Below are 17,456 nucleotides of genomic sequence, written 5' to 3'. Positions count from 1 at the left end.
TTGCGGCGCTGGCTCCTGCCTCTGCTGATTCTGTTGCTGCTGCCGGCCCCGGCGGCAGCGCAGAAGATGATCGCGCTGTCGTTCGACGATGTGCCGCGCGGGCGCGGCGCCTTCTTCACCCCCGACGAGCGCACGCAGCGCATCATCGCCGAGCTGAAAAAGGCGAAGGCCCCGCAGGCGGCCTTCTTCGTCAACCCGGGCGCGATCGGGCACGGTGACGGCGTCGGCGGCGAAGAGCGCATCGCCGCCTATGTCGCCGCGGGCCATGTCATCGCGAACCATGGCAACAGTCACAAGCGGCTGAGCACGACCGACACCGCGGCCTATCTCGCTGACATCGACGCCGCCGAAGCCTGGCTCAAGGGCCGTCCCGGCTATCGCCCCTGGTTCCGCTTCCCCTTCCTCGACGAGGGCGGGAAGGACAAGGCGAAGCGCGACGCTCTGCGGCAGGGGCTTGCCGCGCGCGGCCTTCGCAACGGCTATGTCACCGCCGAATCGTCCGACTGGCACCTCGAGAGCCTGACGCGCGACGCGGTACGGGCCGGCAAGAAGATCGATCGCACGGCGCTCGGCCAGCTCTACGTCAGCTGGCATGTCGAGGCGGCGGACTTCGCCGACGCGATGATGCGGCGCGTCACCGGCCGCCAGCCGGTGCAGGTGATGCTGCTCCACGAAACCGACCTCGCGGCGCTCCACATCGGCGATCTCGTCCGCGCGCTGCGCAAGGCCGGCTGGACCGTGGTCAGCGCCGATACCGCCTATGCCGACCCGATCGGCACGGAAATGCCCGACACGCCGGTGGCAAATGGCACGCTGACCGAGGCGCTGGCTTGGGCTGCCGGCGTGCCGGCGCCGCGCTGGTACCGCTATAACCAGATCGATCTTGCGACTGCGGCATTCCGTGGCAAGGTCCTCGGCGAAGGGGGCGGTGAATGAAACCCGCACACCGCGCTGCGCATTTCTCCTTTCGAAGGAGATTGTCGATGACCCGCCTGATACTTCCTGCCGCGCTGTTGCTGCTTTCCGCGTGCAGCGGCGGCAAGGACGAGGAATCCGGACCCGAGGCGAGCGCCACGATCGGCCCGCTGCAGAAGGCCGAGCGCCCTGCGCCCGTGGCTGCGCCCGAGACGGTCGACGCGGACCTTCCCGAGGCGGCCGAAGAAAGCCCCGCGAAACCCGAAACCAAAACCGCCGGCGACGGCAAGGCCATCCCGCCCGCGATCCGCGGCCGCTGGGCACTGAAGGCGGCCGATTGCAAGGCGAAGAAAGGCACCGACCTCACCGCGCTGACGATCGACGCCACGAACCTGCGCTTTTACGAATCGCACGGCGAACTGGCGGGCGTTCGCGAGAGCGATGCCGGTCGCATCGTCGCCGATTACAAGTTCAGCGGCGAAGGCGTCGAATGGGATCGACGGATGCAGCTCGACCTCGCCGACGGCGGCAAGACGCTTGTTCGCCGTGATACGGGCGAGGGTGCCGCGGCGGGCGCGATGCGCTATACGCGCTGTGCCGAATGAAGGCTTTTTGAAAGGGAGACTGAAGATGGACATTCGCCTGCTCGCCATTGCCGCCGTCCTGCCGCTTGCCGCCTGCTCGAGCAGCGAGGCGCCTGTCGAATCGACCCCGCCGCCGCCTGCCGAAATGACGTGCAAGGCCGACGCGGCGCAAAGCTATGTCGGACAGGCGGCGACCCCCGACCTGGGCGGTGCGATCCTCAAGGCCACGGGTGCCCGCACCTTGCGTTGGGGCCCGCCGCGCTCGGCGATGACGATGGATTATCGCGTCGACCGTGTGAACGTGATGTACGACGACGCATACAAGATCACGCAGGTCACCTGTGGCTGAGGCGTCTCGCCGCAATCATAGCTCGGCGTCCCCGTTCGAACCGATTTACGGCTATAGCCGTGCGGTTCGGGTGGGGAACCGCATCGACGTGGCGGGCTGCGCGCCGATCGAACCCGACGGCAGCTCGACGCCGGGTGATGCGGGGGTTCAGGCTGCGCGCTGCATTGCGATCATCGGCGAGGCGCTTGAAGCGCTTGGCGGCAGCTATGCCGATGTCGTGCGCACGCGCATGTATATCACCGACGCCGCGGACGCCGATCTGGTTGGCCATGCGCACGGATCGGCATTCAAAAATGTCCGTCCGGCATCGACGATGCTGGTTGTGCCGGCGCTGATCCGGCCCGAATGGAAAGTCGAAATCGAAGCCGAAGCCATCATCGAGAAATGACCATGACCGACCAGTTCCAGCTTACCGACGACCAGCTCGCCATCCAGGATATGGCGCGCAAATTCACCGCCGACCGTATCACGCCCTTCGCCGCCGAATGGGACGAGAAAAGCCATTATCCCGTGGACGTGTGGAAGGCCGCGGGCGAACTGGGTTTCGGCGCGATTTACGTCGCCGAGGAATCGGGCGGTATCGGGCTCGGCCGGATGGAAGCGGCGCTGATCATGGAAGCGATGGCCTATGGCTGCCCCGCGACCAGCGCCTATGTCTCGATCCACAATATGGCGACATGGATGATCGACCGCTTCGGCGGTGCCGAGATCAAGGCGCGTTTCCTGCCGCAGCTCGTGAGCATGGAAAAGATCGCGAGCTATTGCCTGACCGAGCCGGGTTCGGGGTCCGATGCCGCGGCGCTCAAGGCGACCGCGAAGCGCGACGGCGATCATTATGTGCTGAACGGCACCAAGCAGTTCATCTCGGGCGCGGGCTATAACGACATCTATGTCTGCATGGTGCGCACCGGCGAGGAAAAGTCGAAGGGCATCAGCTGCCTCGTCATCGAAAAGGACACGCCTGGGCTGAGCTTCGGCGCACCCGAAAAGAAGCTTGGCTGGAACGCTTCGCCGACCGCGCAGGTGATATTCGAGGATTGCCGTGTGCCGGTCGAAAATCTGGTCGGCGCCGAGGGCGACGGCTTCCGCTTCGCGATGGCGGGGCTCGACGGCGGCCGCCTCAACATCGGCGCCTGTTCGCTCGGCGGCGCGCAGCGCTGCCTCGACGAGGCGATCGCCTATACCAAGGACCGTCAGCAGTTCGGCCAGCCGATCGCCGATTTCCAGAACACCCAGTTCATGCTCGCGGACATGGCGACCGACCTCGAAGCCGCGCGCGCCTTGCTCTACATGGCGGCGGCGAAAGTCACCGCGAACGCCCCCGACAAATCGCGCTTTTCTGCGATGGCGAAGCGGCTCGCGACCGACAATGGCAGCAAGATCGTCAACGACGCGCTCCAGCTCTTCGGTGGTTATGGTTATCTCCGCGACTATCCGATCGAGCGTTTCTGGCGCGACCTGCGCGTCCATTCGATCCTCGAAGGCACCAACCAGGTGATGCGGATGATCGTCGGAAGGGACCTGCTGCGCCAATGACCGAAGATGTATTGATTTCGACCGACATTCGCGTCGGCCGTATCTCGCTCAATCGCCCCAAGGCGATCCACGCGCTCAACCTCGCCATGTGCGAAGCGATGATCGACGCGCTCGTCAAATGGCGCGGTGACGATGCGGTCGAGGCGGTGATCATCGATCATAGCGAGGGTCGTGGTTTCTGCGCGGGCGGCGATATCCGCATGCTCGCGGAAAGCGGCGCGAAGGACGGTACGGAAGCACGCCTCTTCTTCCACACCGAATATCGCCTCAACCACCTGCTCTTCACTTACCCCAAGCCCGTCGTCGCCTTCATGGACGGCATCACGATGGGCGGTGGGGTCGGCATTTCGCAGCCGGCGAAATATCGCGTTGCAACCGAACATACGCGTTTCGCGATGCCCGAAACGGGGATCGGCCTGTTCCCCGACGTCGGCGGCGGCTGGTATCTGCCGCGCCTCGAAGGCCGCGTCGGTGTCTATCTCGCGCTCACCGGCGCGCGGCTCGACGGGGCGGAGTGTTTGGCGCTTGGTCTCGTGACGCACTATCTGCCTGCCGAAAAGCTCGCGGAGGCGAAGGAACGGATTGCGGTCGACCCGGCCCGCATCGGCGGCATATTGGGCGAGCTGTCGGTTACCGCGCCGCCCGCCGCGATCACCCAGCATCTCGAACGGATCAACCGGCTGTTCGCGAGCGATACCTATGAGGACATCCTCGCCGCGCTCGAAGCCGACGGGGGCGAATGGGCGACCAAGGAACTCGCGACGCTCCGCGGCAAGAGCCCCCAAACCTGCAAGGTCGCGCTCCGCCAGCTCAAGGAAGGCGGCGAGATGCACGACTTCGCCGCGCAGATGACGCAGGAATATGCCATCGGCAGCCGCGTCGTCCAGATGCACGACTTTATCGAAGGCGTGCGCGCGCTGATCGTCGACAAGGACAACAGTCCGAAGTGGGATCCGCCGACCCCCGAAGCCGTCACCGACGACTGGATCGACGCGATCTTCGCGCCGCTGCCTGACAACGAGAAATGGACGCCGCTCACCTAAGTTCGTCACCCCGGACTTGATCCGGAGTCCACGCGACCATGGATGCCGGACCAAGTCCGGCATGACGAGAATTTGGAGAATACCGAATGACCTACGAAACCCTCCTCGTCGAAACGCGCGGCGCCGTCACGTTGGTGACGCTCAACCGCCCGCAGGCGCTCAACGCGCTGAACTCGGGCGTGCTCGACGACCTGATCGCGGCCTTTGCGGCATTCGAAGCCGACCCCGGCCAGCGCTGCGCCGTGCTCACCGGATCGGGCGACAAGGCGTTCGCTGCGGGCGCCGACATCAAGGAAATGGCCGACAAGCCCGCGTCCGATTTCTACCTCGAAGATTTCTTCTCGAAATGGACGAGCGACTTCGTGAAAAAGGTCCGCAAGCCGTGGATCGCCGCGGTCAACGGCTTCGCGCTCGGCGGCGGCTGCGAGCTTGCGATGATGGCCGACTTCATCATCGCGTCGGACAAGGCGAAATTCGGCCAGCCCGAAATCAAGCTCGGCGTCGCCCCGGGCATGGGCGGATCGCAGCGGCTGACGCGCGCGATCGGCAAGGCGAAGGCGATGGAAATGTGCCTCACCGGCCGCATGATGGACGGCGCCGAAGCCGAACGCTCGGGTCTAGTCGCGCGCGTCGTCGCGCATGAAACGCTGGTCGATGAAGCGGTGAAGACCGCCACCACGATTGCCTCGATGCCGCCGATGGCCGCGATGGTGAACAAGGACATGGTCAACGCCGCGTTCGAAACGACGCTCGACCAGGGGCTGATCTACGAACGCCGCCTGTTCCAGATCCTCGCCGCGACCGAGGACAAGGCCGAAGGCATGGCCGCCTTCATCGAAAAGCGCGAAGGCGTGTGGAAGGGGCGGTGACATGAAAATCGCATTTATCGGACTCGGCAATATGGGCGGCGGCATGGCCGCGAATCTCGCGAAGGCGGGGCATGAGGTGCGTGCGTTCGACCTCAGCGAAGAGGCGCTCGCGCGCGCGGTCGAAGCGGGCTGCGCGCGCGCCGCATCGGCAGCTGAGGCGGTCACTGGCGCAGAGGCCGTCGTGACGATGCTCCCTGCGGGAAAGCATGTCGCTTCGGTCTATGAAAGCGAAGTCTTCCCGAACGCCGCGCAGGGCACCTTGCTTCTCGACTGCTCGACGATCGACGTCGCGACCGCGCGCGCCAATATCGAGGCGGCAACCGCCAAGGGCCTCGTCGCGGTCGACGCGCCCGTCTCGGGCGGCATCGCGGCCGCCAACGCGGGTACGCTGACCTTCATGGTCGGCGGCACCGATACGGGTTTCGCCGGCGCCGAACCGATCCTCGCCAAAATGGGCAAGGCGGTGATCCATGCCGGCGACGCGGGCGCGGGGCAGGCGGCGAAGATTTGCAACAATATGCTGCTCGGCGCCTCGATGGTCGCGACGTGTGAAACGCTCGCGCTGGCGCAGAAGCTCGGGCTCGATCCGCAGAAATTCTTCGACATCGCGAGCGTGTCGTCGGGGCAGTGCTGGTCGCTCACCAGTTACGCGCCGCTTCCGGGCGTCGGCCCGGCCACGCCCGCCGACAATGATTACAAGGGCGGTTTCGCCGCGGCGCTGATGCTCAAGGATCTCCGCCTCGCGATGGAGGCCGCGGCCAGCGTCGATGCCGACGTCCCCATGGGATCGAAGGCGCGCGAACTCTACGAAGCCTTTGTCGAAGCCGACAAGGACGGCCGCGACTTTTCGGCGATCATCAAGACGCTTCAGTAAAAATCCGCGGTCTCGCCGCCGTCGCGGCGTTCGGTGCGATGCACCTGCGTCGGCGCCTTGCGCTCGCCGGCGCGTATTTCGAGCCGCCCGTCGACCCGCCGCACCTCGGCGGGCGACAGGATGCGCGCGCGGGCGACCGCGACCGCCGTTGCCTGCGGGCCCGCGGGCGGCGCAGCCACCGGCACGCTGCCGGTGAGCAGGAGGACGGCGAGGAACGACATGGCGATCATGCTCTGCCGTAACGGCAGGTCTTGCCAGCGCTTTAACCCTGAATCGCAAGTTTTCGCTCACGCCTGCGGCGTCCACCGGACAAAAGAAAGGCCGCCTGCCCCGCACCGGGACAGACGGCCGTCTTTTCGTAAGCGAAAGGGGCTTAGAAGCCCGTCTTCGCGTCGGCCTTTTCCTTGAGCAGCGGCGCGATCTTGAAACCATGTTTCTCGAGCGCCGCGACGATCTTGTCGGTGCCTTCGAGCCCCGCCCAGAACATCGGGCCGCCGCGATAGACCGGCCAGCCATAGCCATAGATCCACACGACATCGATGTCCGACGCACGCTGTGCCTTGCCTTCGGCGAGGATCAGCGCGCCTTCATTGACCATCGGATAGAGCGTGCGCTCGATGATCTCCTGATCGGTGATCTCGCGCTTTTCGACGCCTGCCTTGGCACGGAACTGCTCGATGATCTCGGCGACGCGCGCGCTTTCCGACGGATTGCGCTTTTCGTCATAGTCGTAGAAGCCCGCCTGCTTCTTCTGCCCCCAGCGGCCTTCGGCGCAGAGCGCGTCGCGGATGCTTTCGATGCGGTTCGGGTCGCGGTGCCAGCCGATGTCGACGCCGGCGAGGTCGCTCATCTGGAACGGTCCCATCGGCATGCCGAATTCGACATGCACCTTGTCGACCTGCGCCGGGGTCGCGCCTTCCATCAGCAGGTTCATCGCCTCGACCTGACGGGGTTTGAGCATGCGGTTGCCGATGAAGCCGTCGCACACGCCCGCGACCACTGCGACCTTGCCGATCTTCTTGCCGATCGCCATCGCCGTCGCCAGCGCGTCGGGCGCGGTCTTTTCGCCGCGCACGACCTCGAGCAGCTTCATGACATTGGCGGGCGAGAAGAAGTGCATGCCGAGCACGTCGCCGGGGCGGCTCGTCGCGGTCGCGATTTCGTCGACGTCGAGGTAGCTCGTGTTCGACGCAAGGATCGCGCCGGGCTTGGCGATCTTGTCGAGCTTGCCGAAGATGTCCTTCTTGACGTCCATATTCTCATAGACCGCCTCGATGATGAGGTCGCAGTCGCCGAGGTCGTCGAGGCTGAGGCTCGGCGTCAGGATGCCCATCATCTGGTCGACCTGCTCGGGCTTGAAACGGCCCTTGGCGGCCGAGGCGTCGTAATTCTTGCGGATCACGCCGACGCCGCGGTCGAGCGCGTCCTGCGCCATTTCGACGATCGTCACCGGGATGCCCTTCTGGAGGAAGTTCATCGAAATGCCGCCGCCCATCGTGCCTGCGCCGATCACGCCGACCTTTTTGATGTCACGGAGCTGCGTGTCCTTGGGCAGGCCGTCGATCTTTGCGGCCTGACGCTCGGCGAAGAAGATGTGGCGCTGCGCGGCCGACTGGCTGCCGAACATCAGCTTCATGAACTGCTCGCGTTCGAAAGCGAGACCCTCGTCGAACGGCAGGCGCGTCGCGGCTTCGACGCAGGCGAGGTTGGCATAAGGCGCCTCGAAACCGCGCCAGCGCTTGGCGTTCGCGGTCTTGAGCTGTTCGATCACGGCGACATCGCCGAACACCGGGCGCTCGCGCGTCGGGCGCGGGCCGTCGGCGATCTTTGCGCGCGCAAAGGCGATGGCGTCGGCGGCCAGGCTGTCCTCGCCTGCGAGTTCGTCGACGAGGCCGAGTTCCTTCGCCTTTGCAGCGGGAAGCGGATCGCCGGTCGAGACCATCGTCGCCGCGGCTTCGACACCGACGACGCGCGGCAGGCGCTGCGTCCCGCCCGCACCGGGCAGCAGCCCGAGCTTCACCTCGGGCACGCCGAGCTTCGCCGACGGCACGGCGACGCGATAATGGCAGACGAGCGCCGTCTCCAACCCGCCACCGAGTGCGGTGCCGTGGATCGCCGCGATAACCGGCTTCGACGCCGCTTCGATGCTGTTGAGCACCGCGTTGAAATCGGGACCGCGCGGCGGCTTGCCGAATTCGCTGATGTCGGCGCCCGCGATGAAGGTCGCGCCGGCGCAGCGCAGCACGATCGCCTTGACGCTGTCATCGGCAAGCGCGGCGCCGAAATTGTCCTCCAGCCCCTGACGGACGTGCCAGCTCAGCGCATTCACGGGCGGGTTGTTGACGATGATGACGGCGACTTCGCCATCCTTTTCCATCGTGACGGAAACGGGTGTGTCTTCGGACATGGGAGAACTCCTTCAATCTATGACCCGTTCGCGCGGGGCGAACGGAAAGGGTGTTGCATTTCAGTCGTCGATGGCGGCGTGGACAAAGGTCTTGACCTCGCGCCGCACGGGATAGGTGGAGGAGGGCATGAGCTGGGTCATGAAGACCATGCAAATCTGTTCGACCGGATCGACGAAGAAACCGGTCGAGAACATGCCGCCCCAGTAAAAATCGCCCGCCGAGCCGGGGATGCCGGCGCGCGCGGGGTCGAGCGTGACCGCGAAGCCGAGGCCGAAGCCGATCCCGGCATTCTCGTCCTCGCTGAAGATGCCGACGCTGTGCTGCGTCAGGTCGCCGCCGCCTGGCAGATGGTTGGCAGTCATCAGCTCGAGCGTCTTGCGGCTGATGATGCGTGTATCGCCGAGCTTACCGCCGCCGAGCAGCATCAGGCAGAAACGGTGGTAATCGTGAAGCGTCGAGGCGAGCCCGCCGCCGCCCGAATGGAAACTGCGGTCCTTTGCCCAGCGGCTGCGCGCGCCGGCGTCGAAATCCTGCTTCTTGTCCTTGGGATGAAAGGCATAGGCATCGGCCAGCCGGTGCTGCTGGTCGGCGGGGACCTTGAAACCGGTATCGACCATGCCGAGCGGTGAGAAGATGCGCTCCTGCAAAACCTGCGCAAAGGGTTTGCCCTCGATCCGCTCGATCACGGCGCCGAGCACATCGGTCGCCATCGAATAATTCCAGTGCGCGCCGGGGTCGAACTGCAGTGGAATCTTCGCGAGGTCGGCGATGAAGCTGTCCATCGTGTAATCGGCATCGAAATCGTCGATCTTTGCCTTGCGATACGCGGCGTCGACCGGGGTCCGCTCCTGAAAGCCATAGGTGAGGCCCGCGGTGTGGCGCAGCAGGTCGACCATGCGGATCGGCGACGCGGGCGGCCGCGTCAGGAAGGGGACGTTGCCGCCGCCCGCGACGAACACGCCGGTATCACGGAACTCAGGACAGAATTTTACGAGCGGGTCCGACAGCGCGACCTTGCCCTCCTCGACCAGCATCATGAAGGCGATGCTGGTGATCGGCTTGGTCATGCTCGCGATGCGGAAGATCGCATCCTCTTTCAGCGCCTCGCCCGGCCGGCCCTCGCCGATGCACGACAAATGCGCGATCTCGCCGCGCCGCGACACGAGCGTCGCCGCGTGCGGCAACCGGCCGGTGTCGACATATTTGGCGGCGAGAAAAGCGGGGATGCGGCCCAGCCGCGCGGTATCGAATCCATGTGCCATGATGATCGGTCTATCAGTGCGAGGTCTGGCCGAGCAACTGGCGCGTCACCGGATGCGAACTGGTGAGGCCGCCATCGACGGCGATCGCCTGTCCGTTGACATAGCTCGCCTGGTCGCTCGCGAGGAAGAGCGCGACATTGGCGAGTTCCTCGGGCTGCGCGGCGCGGCGCAGCGGGTTCAATTGGCCGAGCTTGTGCGTGACTTCCTTCGCCTTGGCATAGTCGAAGGTCGGCTTGGTCATCCCGGTTTCGGTAAGGCCGGGGCAAACCGCGTTGACGCGCACACCGCTGGTCGAGAGCTGCTGCGCCGCGACCTTGGCGAGGTTGATCACGCCTGCCTTCGACGCCGAATAGGCGCCCGGGCCGGCGCCGGAATTGAGTCCGGCGACGCTGGCGGTCAGCACGATCGCGCCGCCGCGCCCCTGATCGACCATCGCCTTGCCCGCATGCTTCACCATCAGCGCGGGGCCGATCAGGTTGACGCGCAAGGTCTCGGCCCAGGCGTCGGGGTCGAAATCGAAGATGCCGCCCATGTCGCCGATGATCCCGGCGTTGGCGAAGGCGACGTCGAGTGCGCCGTAGGTGTCTTTCGCCGCGGCGACGAGCGAGGCGACATCCGCTTCGACGCCCGCATCGATTTCGAGCGCGACGACTTCGCCGCCGGCATCCTTCACCAGCTTTGCCGTATCGTGCACCGCGGCCGTCTTGTCGCCGATGACGAGCTTCGCGCCCTCGGCGGCGAAGCGCAGCGCGCTCGCGCGGCCGATGCCGCTGCCGGCACCCGTGATGATCGCAACCTTGCCGTCCAATGCGCCCATCATGCGCCTCCCGAAATCGTGGCCCCGCCATCGCACACGATGGTCTGGCCGGTGGTGAATGCCCCCGCCTTGCTGGCGAGGAAGACCGCGGCGCCCGCGATCTCGTGCGGTTCGCCGATGCGCTTCAGCGTCGAGGCGGCGGTCGATCGTTTGAGGTTTTCCTCATTTTCCCAGAGCGCGCGCGCCATGTCGGTGCGCACCAGCCCCGGCGCGATGCAGTTGACGCGCACGCCGCGCGGTCCGAATTCGACCGCGAAATTGCGCGCGACCTGCATGTCGGCGGCTTTCGAGATTCCATAGGCGCCGATGATCGGCGATCCCTTGAGCCCGCCGATCGAGCTGATGATGATGATCGATCCTTCGCCGCGTTCGAGCATCTCGGGCGCGACCATCGAAATCAGCCAGTGGTTGGACAAGATGTTGTTGTCCATGATCTTGCGGAACTGGTCGTCGCTGATCCCGAGCCCGGGGCCATAATAGGGGTTCGACGCGGCGTTGCAGACGAGCGTGGTGATCTTGCCGAAGACGCGGCGCGTCTCGGCAACGAGTATTTCCAGCTCTTCCTTCGACGAGATGTTCGCGCGCACCGCGATTGCGGTGCCGTCGCCGAAGCGCGCGTTGATCTCGGCCGCGGTTTCCTCGCACGCGTCGGCCTTGCGGCTCGAAATCACGACCTTTGCGCCCTGTTCGGCCATCGCTTCCGCTGTGGCCTTGCCGATGCCGCGCGACGATCCGGTGATCAGCGCGACCTGCCCGCTCATGTCGAACAGGCTCATGCGCCGGCCTTCTTTGCAAAGTTCCAGGCCTTTTCGGCGAGCGGACGGACGCGTTCGGACATGTCCTTCGCGTGCTGCGAAGAGGCGGTGCCCTCGATCACGCGCTTCTTGATGCCCTGGATGATGCCCGCGAGGCGGAAGAAGTTGTACGCGAAATACCAGTTCATGTCGGGCACGCCGTCGCGCCCCGTGGCGGCGCAATAACGTTCGACCATCTCGTCGAGTTCGGGAATGCCGAGCGCGGCGCGGTCGAGATCCATCACCCCCGACCGCCCGCCATTCTCGGTCACCCACGCCATCGCGACATAGGTGAAATCGGCGAGCGGATCGCCCAAGGTCGACAGCTCCCAGTCGAGCACCGCGAGCACTTCGGGCCGGTCTTTCGCATAGATCATATTGTCGATGCGGTAATCGCCGTGGACGACGCTCGTGCGCGTCTGTTCGGGCAAGGTTGCGGGCAACCACGCGATCAGCTGCTCCATCTCGTCCATCGTCTCGGTTTCGGCGAGGCGATATTGCTTGGTCCAGCGATCGACCTGCCGGCCGAAATAATTGCCGGGCTTGCCGAAATCGGACAGCCCCGCCGCTTCGACATCGACATTGTGCAGCGCGGCGAGCGTGTCGATCATCGCTTCATAGGTGGCGCGGCGGTTTTCGGGGGTCGACCCCGGCATCGCGCCATCCCAGATCGTGTGGCCGTCGACCATCCCCATCACATAGAACCAGCTTCCGACGACATCGTCGTCGGTGCACAGGCCGTATTGGCGCGCGACGGGGAAGCCGGTCTTGTGGAGACCCGCCTGCACCTTGTATTCGCGGTCGACAGCGTGCGCCGACGGCAGCAGCGGGCCGAAGGGCTTGCGGCGGAGCACATAATTGCCCGATGGCGCGCTGATCTTGTAGGTCGGATTCGACTGACCGCCCGCGAACTTGCTCTGCGTCAGCGGGCCGGCGAAACCCTCGACATTCGCTTCCATCCACGCGGTCAGTTTCGCCTCGTCGAGGATATCGGCGCCCTCGGGCGCGACCGTGCCGCTAAAGGCCTTTTGGGCGTCGAGCGTCATTGATCGAATACGATCACCGACCGCGCGGCGTCGCCCTTTCGCATCTTGTCGAACCCTTCGTTGACCTTGGCGAGCGGGATCGTCTCGGCGACGATGCTGTCGAGGTCGAGCAGTCCGCGCAGGTAGAAATCGACGAGGCGCGGGATGTCGACGGGGAAGCGGTTGCCGCCCATGATCGCGCCCTGCAATTTCTTGCCCGAAAGCAGGTCCATCGCGCTGAGCCCGACTTTCTCGGCGAGCGGCATCATCCCGAGGATCGTCGCGGTGCCGCCGCGGCGCAGCGACGCGACCGCGAGGTTCGCCGAGGCCGGACGCCCGACGGCTTCGATCGCGTGATCGACGCCGCCCTTGGTGAGCTCGACGATCTGCTTCGCGGCATCGTCGGCGAGCGCATCGACGACGTCGGTCGCGCCGAGCTTGACCGCCAGCGCGCGCTTTTCGGGCACCGGATCGGCGGCGATGATGCGCCCCGCGCCCGCGATCTTCGCGGCGTTGATCGTGGCGAGTCCGACGCCGCCGCACCCGACGACCGCGACGGTCTCGCCCGGGGTGACCTTGCATGCATTGAAGATCGTGCCTGCACCCGTCGTCACCGCGCAGCCGATGACGGCGGCGCGGTCGAGCGGCATGTCGGGGTCGATCGCGACGCATGCATGTTCGTGGACGAGCATCGTTTCGGCAAAGGCCGAGAGGTTGAGCATCTGGTTCACCGGTGACCCGTCGGGGCGCGTGATACGCGGGGCCGATCCGGCGGGCCGGCGCGTGTCGCCGCCCATGCACAGCGACATGCGGCCCGACACGCAGAATTCGCAGTGGCCGCAGAAGGCGCTGAGGCAGGTGACGACCGCGTCGCCGACCTTCACCGTGCGTACTTCGCTGCCGACCGCCTCGACGATGCCCGCGGCCTCATGGCCGGGGATCGCGGGCAGGGGATGCGGGTAGGCACCGTCGATGAAATGCAGGTCCGAATGACAGAGCCCGCACGCGGCGGTGCGGATGCGCACCTCGTGCGGGCCGCAGTCGGCAACGACGACATCCTCGATCGACAGCGGCTTGCCCGGCTCGATCAGAATCGCGGCTTTGGTCACAATATCTCTCCGAATTCAGATTTTAACGCGAAACGCCGATGTCGCCCGACGAAAAGCCCGGGTCGCTCGCCTCGCTGTGCTTGGCGAATTCGATCCGCGCGATCGCGCGTTCGTGGACCTCGTCGGGCCCGTCGGCGAGGCGCAGGGTGCGCTGGTGCGCATAGGCCTTGGCGAGTCCGAAATCCTCCGACACGCCCGCGCCGCCATGCGCCTGGATCGCATCGTCGATGATCTTGAGCGCCATGTTCGGCGCCTGAACCTTGATCATCGCGATTTCGGCCGCCGCGGTCTTGTTGCCGACCTTGTCCATCATGTCGGCGGCCTTGAGGCAGAGGAGGCGCGTCATCTCGATATCGATGCGCGCGCGCGCCAGGCGGTGCTCCCAGATGCTGTATTCGGCGACCTTCTTGCCAAAGGCGACGCGCGACTGGAGGCGCTTCGCCATCTTGGCGATCGCTTCCTCGGCGACGCCGATCGTGCGCATGCAGTGATGGATGCGGCCCGGCCCGAGGCGCCCCTGCGCGATCTCGAAACCGCGCCCCTCGCCGAGCAGCATCGCGTCCTCGGCGTTGACGCGCACATCCTTCAGCTCGATTTCCATATGGCCGTGCGGCGCGTCGTCATAACCGAAGACGGGCAGGTGGCGGAGGATGTTCACCCCGGGTGCGTCGAGCGGCATCAGCACCATCGACTGCTGCGCGTGGCGCTTCGCGGCAAAGTCGGTCTTGCCCATCACGATCGCGACCTCGCAGCGCGGATCGCCCGCGCCCGACGACCACCATTTGGTGCCGTTGATCACATAATCGTCGCCGTCGCGCTCGATCCGCGTCTCGATGTTCGTCGCGTCGGACGAGGCGACGCGCGGCTCGGTCATCAGGAATGCCGAGCGGATCTCGCCATTCATCAGCCGGCCGAGATATTTGTCCTTCTGCGCGCGCGTCCCGTAACGGTGGAACACCTCCATATTGCCCGTGTCGGGCGCCGAGCAGTTGAACACCTCGCTCGCAAAGCCGACGCGGCCCATTTCTTCGGCGCACAGCGCATATTCGAGGTTCGAAAGACCCGGGCCCTCGAATTCGAACGTCTCGTCGACATGATGGTGCGCGGCCGACTTGGGCGGCATGAACAGGTTCCAGATGCCGGCTTCCTTCGCCTCGGCCTTCAGATCCTCGACGACCTGGATCACCTTCCAGCGGTCGCCCGCTTTGTCCTGTTCATTATAGGTGGGGACGGCGGGACGAACCTTGCGCTCGATGAAATCGCGGACCCGATCGCGCCAATAGACCTGTCGGTCGGTAAGGTCGAAATCCATCTGCGCTTCCTTTCCCTTTACGTTCACGTAAACCATTGGACCGATTCGCCGGCCTTGCCAAGTCCTGCGGCCCGAAAATTACCTCATTTGGTCATTCAACGACACGATCGTTATGGATGTACGCCCGTGGCATCGGGTTCGGCGCGCGCGGCGTCGTCCAGCAGCGCCAGCCGTGCTTCGTGATCGGCGCGCGAGATCGGGAATTTGCGCATCACGATCAGCCCCAACGTGCCGATGACGAGCACCGCGAGTGCGTAACCGAGCGCGAGGTTGCCGAGCACGCCCGTGCCGACCTCGCCCGGTTTCGCATTGGCGGGAAAGGCCGCGAAGGACAGGATCAGCCCGGCGACGAAAATGCCGATGCCGGTCGCGCATTTCTGCATGAAGAAATAGCCCGCGAAGAACAGCCCTTCGGACCGGCGCCCCGTCTCGCTCTGCGACGCTTCGACGACATCGGCCATCATCGACGACGACAGGATCATCAGGATGATCGAGAAGGTGTTCGACACGAACACCAGCGCAAACATCGTCGCGACGCTCGGTTTGCCGGGCAAGCCGGGGAAGACGCCGGCAATCCACGCGAAATAGATGCCGCTGTTGACGAGCAGCGCGATTGCCCCCGCGACGATCGCGCCGTCGCGTTTGCCAAGCTTTGCGGACATCGGCGCGACCAACAGGAAGGCCGCGATCATCGTCCCGAACAGCAGGAAGACATAGGCGACCATCTCGACCTGCGTGAACTGCCAGAAGAATCCGAGCAGGTAATTGTTCATCGAAAAGGTAATGCCCTGATTGACGAAGCCGAACAGCGCCGCGAACACCAGCCACAGGAAAGCGCGGTTCGACAGCGTGTCGCGCATCTCGGCGAGAACCTGCCGCAGCGTTGTCTTCGGTTTGACATCGGCGACGTTCGACACCGCGATGCGTTTGTGCTGCCCCGCCGCCGAAATCATCACCGCGCCCGCCATCAGCAGCGCGCCGGTCAGCGCATAGGGGAAATAGCCGTCGGGATCGACGAGCCCCTTCGCTCCGCCGAAAAATACCCCATAGGCGAGCAGCAGGATCAGCAGCCCGCCGCCCCAGCCGAACAGGAAGCGGTAACGCATGACCGCGGTGCGTTCGTCATAATCGGCGGTGAGTTCGGGGACGATCGCGACCGACGGCACTTCGCACATCGACACGAGCGAGCGCACGATGATCGCAAAGCCGATCAGCCAGGCGACGGTCATCGAGTCGCTCATTTCGGGCGGATGCCACAGCAACATCCACATGATCGCAAGCGGGATCGGCGCGCCGTAAAGCCAGGGCAGGCGGCGGCCCCAGCGGCTGCGCGTGCGGTCGGTCAGTTCGCCGATCACCGGGTCGACAAAGGCGTCGGCGATCAGCGCGACCATGATCGCGGCGCCGACGATCCCGGCGTCGAGCCCGATCACCTGATTGTAGAAGAGCAGCAGGAAGGTCGAAAAGCCGTTGTCCTTGACGCCATAGGCGATGCTGCCAAGGCCGTGCGTCGCCTTCAGCCAGACGGGCAGGCGTTCGGGCTTCGGCGCCGCGATGTGCGCAGTGCTCACGCGCCGGTCCCGGCTTTGGCCGCTTCCTCCATCGCGAGCAGGGCGTCGAACATGCCCGGCGTTTCCTTGTCCCACGCGTGGCGCTGACCGATGGTCAGCCCGCCGTCGACGAGCAGGTGGGTACCCGTCATGAAGCTCGACTCCTCGCTCGCGAGATAGGCGACGGCGTTGGCGATATCCTCGGGCTGGCCGCCGCGCGCCACCGGCTGCGCCTGCGCGCTCATCTCGGCGATCACGGCATTGGCCTGCGTCTTGAACTCGCCCGGAACCTCGAGCGAGGCGGTGAAGATATTGGTGTTGATGAAGCCGGGGCAAATCGCGTTCACGCGGATGCCATATTGTGCGAGGTCGGTCGCCGCGACCTTGCTGAGGTGGAGCACGCCCGCCTTGGCGACCGCATAGGCGATCGGCGAATAGCCCGCGCCCAATGCCGCGACGCTCGCGGTGTTGACGATCGACGCGCCTTTCCGGCCCTTCATGTGCGGCGCGGCGTAGCGGATGCCCATCGCCACCGATTTCAGCACAAGGTCCATCGTCCGGTCCCAGCCTTCGGGGCTGATCTCGTCGATCGGCGCGCGGTCGCCGCCCGCGGCTGCATTGTTGAAGACGATGTCGATCCCGCCGGCTTTTGCTGCGGCGGTGTCCATCAGCGCTTCGATATCGGCCGGTCTGGTGACGTCGCAGCGCACGAAGTCGATCTTGCCGTTCGACTGTTCGGCGAGCGCGCGGCCGCCTGCCTCGTCGATGTCGGCGGCAAAGACATGTGCGCCTTCGCCAGCGAGCTTCAACACTGCTGCTTTGCCGATACCCGACGCCGCGCCGGTGACGACGGCGATCTTGCCTGCGAATCGCATTGACCCATTCTCCCGTTTTCTTTTGCCACTTAGCTTAGGCGCCAAAGGAGGCGCGTCAACGCTGGCCTGACGGACGCTACGGCGCCGTAACGGCAGGCCCGCACCGCCAAGTTGACGCTTGCGTAAAGCAGCGA

18 protein-coding genes are annotated in these 17,456 nt (G+C 65.4%); 8 read left to right on the top strand and 10 right to left on the bottom strand.

Annotated features, from left to right (window positions below; genetic code table 11):
- The 8 genes from ACIPPQ_RS12100 (at window position 1) to mmsB (ending at window position 6,170) form a co-directional block, all read left to right on the top strand.
- Window positions 1–936: a polysaccharide deacetylase family protein gene (locus ACIPPQ_RS12100; RefSeq protein WP_446544326.1), complete on the top strand. Its 936-nt coding sequence runs from the start codon at window positions 1–3 to the stop codon at window positions 934–936.
- A 47-nt stretch (window positions 937–983) separates the two neighbouring features.
- A complete protein-coding gene (locus ACIPPQ_RS12095; protein ID WP_446544325.1) occupies window positions 984–1,520 on the top strand; it encodes a hypothetical protein in 537 nt (178 codons plus the stop codon).
- Between the two features lie 25 nt (window positions 1,521–1,545).
- Window positions 1,546–1,848 (top strand): I78 family peptidase inhibitor, encoded by a 303-nt coding sequence (locus ACIPPQ_RS12090; RefSeq protein WP_446544324.1) that lies wholly within the window; start codon window positions 1,546–1,548, stop codon window positions 1,846–1,848.
- Window positions 1,841–2,236, top strand: a complete 396-nt coding sequence (locus ACIPPQ_RS12085) for a RidA family protein (RefSeq protein ID WP_446544323.1) — start codon at window positions 1,841–1,843, stop codon at window positions 2,234–2,236. The genes ACIPPQ_RS12090 and ACIPPQ_RS12085 overlap by 8 nt, the downstream gene beginning before the upstream one ends.
- Before the next feature lie 2 nt (window positions 2,237–2,238).
- Window positions 2,239–3,384: an acyl-CoA dehydrogenase family protein gene (locus ACIPPQ_RS12080; RefSeq protein WP_446544322.1), complete on the top strand. Its 1,146-nt coding sequence runs from the start codon at window positions 2,239–2,241 to the stop codon at window positions 3,382–3,384.
- Window positions 3,381–4,427 (top strand): enoyl-CoA hydratase/isomerase family protein, encoded by a 1,047-nt coding sequence (locus ACIPPQ_RS12075; RefSeq protein WP_446544321.1) that lies wholly within the window; start codon window positions 3,381–3,383, stop codon window positions 4,425–4,427. Before ACIPPQ_RS12080 ends, ACIPPQ_RS12075 begins: the two co-directional genes overlap by 4 nt.
- Before the next feature lie 86 nt (window positions 4,428–4,513).
- On the top strand, window positions 4,514–5,296 hold the full coding sequence (locus tag ACIPPQ_RS12070; protein ID WP_446544320.1) for an enoyl-CoA hydratase-related protein: 783 nt from the start codon (window positions 4,514–4,516) through the stop codon (window positions 5,294–5,296).
- 1 nt (window position 5,297) lies between these two features.
- On the top strand, window positions 5,298–6,170 hold the full coding sequence (mmsB, locus tag ACIPPQ_RS12065) for a 3-hydroxyisobutyrate dehydrogenase (protein WP_446544319.1): 873 nt from the start codon (window positions 5,298–5,300) through the stop codon (window positions 6,168–6,170).
- Here the strand turns inward: mmsB and ACIPPQ_RS12060 are convergent.
- The 10 genes from ACIPPQ_RS12060 to ACIPPQ_RS12015 all read right to left on the bottom strand — a co-directional run bounded on the left by ACIPPQ_RS12060 (window position 6,164) and on the right by ACIPPQ_RS12015 (window position 17,322).
- Entirely contained in the window at window positions 6,164–6,391 is a 228-nt protein-coding gene (locus ACIPPQ_RS12060) for a hypothetical protein (protein WP_446544318.1), read from the bottom strand. The genes mmsB and ACIPPQ_RS12060 overlap by 7 nt on opposite strands.
- Window positions 6,392–6,543: 152 nt before the next feature.
- Window positions 6,544–8,577: a 3-hydroxyacyl-CoA dehydrogenase NAD-binding domain-containing protein gene (locus tag ACIPPQ_RS12055; protein ID WP_446544317.1), complete on the bottom strand. Its 2,034-nt coding sequence runs from the start codon at window positions 8,575–8,577 to the stop codon at window positions 6,544–6,546.
- 60 nt (window positions 8,578–8,637) lie between these two features.
- The gene (locus ACIPPQ_RS12050) at window positions 8,638–9,840 is read right to left on the bottom strand and encodes a serine hydrolase domain-containing protein (protein ID WP_446544316.1); all 1,203 of its coding nucleotides are present in this window, start codon (window positions 9,838–9,840) and stop codon (window positions 8,638–8,640) included.
- A 13-nt stretch (window positions 9,841–9,853) separates the two neighbouring features.
- A complete protein-coding gene (locus tag ACIPPQ_RS12045) occupies window positions 9,854–10,657 on the bottom strand; it encodes an SDR family NAD(P)-dependent oxidoreductase (protein ID WP_446544363.1) in 804 nt (267 codons plus the stop codon).
- Window positions 10,657–11,433 carry an SDR family NAD(P)-dependent oxidoreductase gene (locus ACIPPQ_RS12040; RefSeq protein ID WP_446544315.1) on the bottom strand — a complete coding sequence of 259 codons (777 nt, stop codon included), beginning with the start codon at window positions 11,431–11,433 and terminating at the stop codon, window positions 10,657–10,659. Before ACIPPQ_RS12040 ends, ACIPPQ_RS12045 begins: the two co-directional genes overlap by 1 nt.
- Window positions 11,430–12,497, bottom strand: coding sequence for a phosphotransferase family protein (locus ACIPPQ_RS12035; protein WP_446544314.1), 1,068 nt, complete (start codon window positions 12,495–12,497; stop codon window positions 11,430–11,432). The genes ACIPPQ_RS12040 and ACIPPQ_RS12035 overlap by 4 nt, the downstream gene beginning before the upstream one ends.
- Entirely contained in the window at window positions 12,494–13,585 is a 1,092-nt protein-coding gene (locus ACIPPQ_RS12030) for a Zn-dependent alcohol dehydrogenase (RefSeq protein WP_446544313.1), read from the bottom strand. Before ACIPPQ_RS12030 ends, ACIPPQ_RS12035 begins: the two co-directional genes overlap by 4 nt.
- Window positions 13,586–13,607: 22 nt before the next feature.
- A complete protein-coding gene (locus tag ACIPPQ_RS12025; protein WP_446544312.1) occupies window positions 13,608–14,897 on the bottom strand; it encodes an acyl-CoA dehydrogenase family protein in 1,290 nt (429 codons plus the stop codon).
- A gap of 110 nt (window positions 14,898–15,007) precedes the next feature.
- Complete coding sequence (locus ACIPPQ_RS12020; RefSeq protein WP_446544311.1) at window positions 15,008–16,468, bottom strand: MFS transporter; 1,461 nt, start codon at window positions 16,466–16,468, stop codon at window positions 15,008–15,010.
- Entirely contained in the window at window positions 16,465–17,322 is an 858-nt protein-coding gene (locus ACIPPQ_RS12015; protein ID WP_446544310.1) for an SDR family NAD(P)-dependent oxidoreductase, read from the bottom strand. The genes ACIPPQ_RS12020 and ACIPPQ_RS12015 overlap by 4 nt, the downstream gene beginning before the upstream one ends.
- Window positions 17,323–17,456 lie beyond the last annotated feature (134 nt).

It is taken from the genome of Sphingopyxis sp. LARHCG72 (assembly GCF_052871675.1).
The sequence above is the reverse complement of the archived record's forward strand: the minus strand, read 5'-3'. Positions and strand labels throughout refer to the sequence as shown.

Coding starts and splice junctions, on each gene's coding strand:
- ACIPPQ_RS12070 (WP_446544320.1), top strand. CDS start 4,514: ATGACCTACGAAACCCTCCTCGTCGAAACGCGCGGCGCCGTCACGTTG.
- ACIPPQ_RS12040 (WP_446544315.1), bottom strand. CDS start 11,433: ATGAGCCTGTTCGACATGAGCGGGCAGGTCGCGCTGATCACCGGATCG.
- ACIPPQ_RS12090 (WP_446544324.1), top strand. CDS start 1,546: ATGGACATTCGCCTGCTCGCCATTGCCGCCGTCCTGCCGCTTGCCGCC.
- ACIPPQ_RS12095 (WP_446544325.1), top strand. CDS start 984: ATGACCCGCCTGATACTTCCTGCCGCGCTGTTGCTGCTTTCCGCGTGC.
- ACIPPQ_RS12050 (WP_446544316.1), bottom strand. CDS start 9,840: ATGGCACATGGATTCGATACCGCGCGGCTGGGCCGCATCCCCGCTTTT.
- ACIPPQ_RS12080 (WP_446544322.1), top strand. CDS start 2,239: ATGACCGACCAGTTCCAGCTTACCGACGACCAGCTCGCCATCCAGGAT.
- ACIPPQ_RS12035 (WP_446544314.1), bottom strand. CDS start 12,497: ATGACGCTCGACGCCCAAAAGGCCTTTAGCGGCACGGTCGCGCCCGAG.
- ACIPPQ_RS12045 (WP_446544363.1), bottom strand. CDS start 10,657: ATGGGCGCATTGGACGGCAAGGTTGCGATCATCACGGGTGCCGGCAGC.
- mmsB (WP_446544319.1), top strand. CDS start 5,298: ATGAAAATCGCATTTATCGGACTCGGCAATATGGGCGGCGGCATGGCC.
- ACIPPQ_RS12075 (WP_446544321.1), top strand. CDS start 3,381: ATGACCGAAGATGTATTGATTTCGACCGACATTCGCGTCGGCCGTATC.
- ACIPPQ_RS12025 (WP_446544312.1), bottom strand. CDS start 14,897: ATGGATTTCGACCTTACCGACCGACAGGTCTATTGGCGCGATCGGGTC.
- ACIPPQ_RS12055 (WP_446544317.1), bottom strand. CDS start 8,577: ATGTCCGAAGACACACCCGTTTCCGTCACGATGGAAAAGGATGGCGAA.
- ACIPPQ_RS12015 (WP_446544310.1), bottom strand. CDS start 17,322: ATGCGATTCGCAGGCAAGATCGCCGTCGTCACCGGCGCGGCGTCGGGT.
- ACIPPQ_RS12060 (WP_446544318.1), bottom strand. CDS start 6,391: ATGTCGTTCCTCGCCGTCCTCCTGCTCACCGGCAGCGTGCCGGTGGCT.